We start from the raw sequence: 2862 nt of genomic DNA, 5'->3' as shown, positions 1-2862 counted from the left end.
CAAGCATAATGATGCGGTCTTTTAATAGTCGAGAGTAAATATCGTAAGCGCGTTCTCCACGATTTGTTTGTTCAATTACTGTAGGAATTAAATTCATCTGTTATTTCCTCCTTCTAAAGCTTTCTTAGTCTTATAATACAATTATGGTCAATAAAGGTCAAACGAAACCACTTTAAATCAAAAAAATATGTAGTTGTACCATGAAATATTCGCTATGTTTTCGAAATTCCCTGCTTATGTATCTTCAACATCATAACCGAATTACATAAATTTAAACGTTATGAAAACTGGAGAAAAAAAGAAAAGAACGCCTTTTAACTGAAGCGTTCTTTCGATAATTAGTCTTTTAAAAGATAGGTTACTTTATTTAAAATCTTTTCGATGTGTTTCGCGTTTTTACTATACATTTCGCTTGCTGATTTCGACTTTGTTTCTAGGGAAAATAGTTCAAGATCAGCATGACATTTTTTTAAAGATGCCAATAGTAAAGGCTTGTTTTGAGGAGAAGGCATTTGTAGTTTGTCATTATAAATGTCGATAGTAAGTTGTCCGTATGAATCCACTTGACCGAGAAAGACATTTTCAATAACGACACCGAGCTTTTCTAGTTCAGAATGTAGCCAAGCACGGTTATGCCCGCTTGCTGAAAGGGGGCCATCTAGTACATTCCCATCCATAATAACAGTTTGTGGTTCTTTTTCATTTGGTACTTTTAAACCGAGATCTTTTGCAGTAAGTGGTTGAGCATCCTTCTTTAATAATACATTTAATTCTCCGCTCGGTTCTAGGACAGCAAATTCGACTTCAGCTATACTGAATGCACCATTTCCTCTAAGAAGTTCAAGTAACTCATCACTTGTATATTTTTCTTGTTTTAAATTATCCTCAAGTACTTTGCCATCTTTTATTAACACTGTAGACTTCCCTTCAAAAAAATCTCTAGCAGTTTTGTTTTTTAGGGAGAGAATTCCGACAAAGAAGGGTACTGAGGCGAAAATAAGTATGGCAAAGACACCATGGAAAAACTTTTGATCAAGCCCTGTAGCTATTTGAGCAGCGATATCACCGATTGTCATTCCCGCTATGTATTCAAAAAAGGAAAGCTGAGAGATTTGCCTCTTTCCTAAGCACTTTGTAATAGTGAATAAAATAATTAATATGAATACAGAGCGAAGGATGACAAGTGTCCATTCCGGTAGGTGAGACATAGTCATTTCCTCCAGTCTACTTAAAACCCTTTATATTGAGGTTCTTCACGTTCTAATACTGAGACTCTATCCTGTAAATCAGCGATGATACTGTCCATTTCTAACATACATTCATGAAATACGCGTTTAGCTTCATCGTCTGTAGAATTTAGTGAAAGGGAACTTAAGCTTGCTTGAGCGCCCCTTACACTAGCAAGGCAGGTTTTAACGCTAGCAATAACTGTCATACGAACACCTTATCCTTTCGGTTTGAATAGCAATGCTCCAATGAAGCCGAAAATAATAGCTGCGGATACGCCGGCGCTCGTTACTTTAAACATGCCGGTAATGACGCCAACTATGCCGTGTTTTGCAGCTTCTTCCATTGCGCCGTGAACGAGGGCATTACCGAAACTTGTAATAGGTACAGTTGCCCCGGCTCCAGCAAAATCAATTAATGGTTCATACAAATTGAACCCGTCTAATATAGCTCCGGCAACAACGAGTGTTGCCATTGTATGAGCGGGTGTAAGTTTTACAACATCAAACATAAGTTGGCCAATTACACATATGAGTCCGCCAATGACGAAAGCCCAGAAAAAAATCATTGCGTTGCACCTCCAAATTCAATCGAAACGGCGTGAGCGATACACGGAATCGTTTCTTCTTGCTGGAATGTAAGTGGAGATAGTAAAGCGCCTGTCGCAACGACAAGTATTTTATTAAACTCTCCTCTTTTCATTCGGTTTAATAAATGACCGTACACGACTGTTGCGGAGCATCCTGGTCCACTAGCACCAGCTATGACAGGTTGCCCTTCTCTATAAATGAGTATCCCGCAATCTTGAAACTGTTCGCTCGTTACTTTTGTACCGTGTTTATGTAGTAAGTCATAAGCAATTTCGCGACCGACATGTCCAAGGTCACCCGTTACAATTAAATCGTAATAAGAGGCATCGATTTGGCGTTCGCGTAAATGAGCTTCAATTGTATCGACGGCAGCTGGAGCCATTGCGCCTCCCATATTAAATGGATCTGTTAATCCCATATCAACCACTCGTCCGATTGTGGCAGATGTTACCCTAGGGCCGTGTCCAGTATCGCTTAAAATAGCCGCGCCTGCTCCGGTTACTGTCCACTGCGCGGTAGGCGGCTTTTGCCCCCCATATTCGGTAGGATAGCGGAACTGTTTTTCTACAGCGGCGTTATGACTAGATGCCCCGGTTAATAAATATTTTGCGCCTTTTGCATTTACGATACTTGCTCCAAGTGCTAAACCTTCCATAGAAGTAGAACAAGCGCCGAATAATCCGAGATAAGGAGTACCCAGTGTACGGCAAGCAAAGCTTGTAGGGGTAATTTGATTAATTAAATCTCCTGCAAGTACGAATTGAATATCGTCTTTACGAAGTTCTGCTTTTTCAGTGGCACGGCTACAAGCTTCTTCAAATAAAATTTTATGTGCTTTTTCATAGGAATCTTGTCCGAGCCATAAATCTTCATGAAGGATATCGAAGTCTTCTGGAATTTTCCCTTTTGCTTCAAACGGCCCGCCAACGACTCCTGTCGAAATAATAACGGGTTTGTTTTCAAATACCCAAGTTCGGTGTCCTTGTAACATTTATAGCCCTCCCCATTGAACGAGAATCGTTTTAATAAGTGCGATGACGAAAGC

General features: G+C 40.0%; 4 protein-coding genes and 1 pseudogene. All 5 read right to left on the bottom strand.

Going from position 1 to position 2862, the window contains the following annotated elements; all coding sequences use genetic code 11:
* Positions 1–97, bottom strand: a pseudogene (locus KI369_RS22535) (ATP-dependent Clp protease proteolytic subunit); the annotation flags it as partial.
* A gap of 241 nt (positions 98–338) precedes the next feature.
* Entirely contained in the window at positions 339–1208 is an 870-nt protein-coding gene (locus KI369_RS22530; RefSeq protein ID WP_212957459.1) for a DUF421 domain-containing protein, read from the bottom strand.
* Positions 1209–1228: 20 nt separating this feature from the next.
* Positions 1229–1435 carry a DUF1657 domain-containing protein gene (locus KI369_RS22525; protein WP_098921254.1) on the bottom strand — a complete coding sequence of 69 codons (207 nt, stop codon included), beginning with the start codon at positions 1433–1435 and terminating at the stop codon, positions 1229–1231.
* A gap of 9 nt (positions 1436–1444) precedes the next feature.
* Positions 1445–1795: a stage V sporulation protein AE gene (gene spoVAE, locus KI369_RS22520; RefSeq protein WP_000575924.1), complete on the bottom strand. Its 351-nt coding sequence runs from the start codon at positions 1793–1795 to the stop codon at positions 1445–1447.
* Positions 1792–2808: a stage V sporulation protein AD gene (gene spoVAD / locus KI369_RS22515; protein WP_212957458.1), complete on the bottom strand. Its 1017-nt coding sequence runs from the start codon at positions 2806–2808 to the stop codon at positions 1792–1794. The genes spoVAE and spoVAD overlap by 4 nt, the downstream gene beginning before the upstream one ends.
* Between the last annotated feature and the right edge of the window lie 54 nt (positions 2809–2862).

The organism is Bacillus sanguinis, assembly GCF_018332475.1.
Taxonomy (GTDB): Bacteria; Bacillota; Bacilli; order Bacillales; family Bacillaceae_G; genus Bacillus_A; species Bacillus_A sanguinis.
Note: the sequence above shows the minus strand (reverse complement) of the source record. Positions and strands in the feature narration are given on the sequence as shown.